Origin of the sequence: Psychrobacter sp. N25K4-3-2, from assembly GCF_015351755.1 — a bacterium.
Lineage (GTDB): Bacteria > Pseudomonadota > Gammaproteobacteria > Pseudomonadales > Moraxellaceae > Psychrobacter > Psychrobacter glaciei.
On record NZ_JADKLX010000041.1, the window covers coordinates 1 to 522 of the forward strand.

Genomic DNA, 522 nt, shown 5'->3' on the forward strand with positions numbered 1-522 from the left:
AATACCATTTGAGAAATGATTAAACCTCCTAGATTCAAATTGTAAGTGCATAACTTGTTTTGGCTAGATTAAATGGTCAGTTGCTCATAAGCTAACTGCTTTTTCTCCGGCAAGAGATTTTACAATGAGACATTACAAACAACTGACCTATGCGCAAAGATGCCAGATCGCCGTTCTAAAGAAAAGTGGTTTTACGCAACAAAGTATTGCTGAGCTAACTGATTTATCGCAATCTACGATTTCAAGAGAGCTTTCTAGAAATACAGGTAAGCGAGGTTACAGACATAAACAAGCTCATGAGCGGGCTTTGTTTCGCCGAAGAAATGTAAGAAAACCGCTTAAGATGACACCTGAAATGATGGCTTTAATTACCCAGAAGCTTAATGAGAAGTGGAGTCCTGAACAAATAACGGGATGGTTGCGCAAAGAAAGTGAACGGTCTGTCAGCCATGAATGCATTTATCTGTATATCTGGGAAGATAAAAAAGCAGGTGGTGAGTTATACCTACATCTGCGCCGACA

At 39.7% G+C, this 522-nt stretch carries 1 protein-coding gene; it reads left to right on the plus strand.

The features are described 5' to 3' along the window. Positions 1-124: 124 nt before the first annotated feature. Positions 125-522 (plus strand): helix-turn-helix domain-containing protein (locus IOD06_RS13525; protein WP_194621270.1); only part of this gene is annotated, 398 nt, incomplete at its 3' end.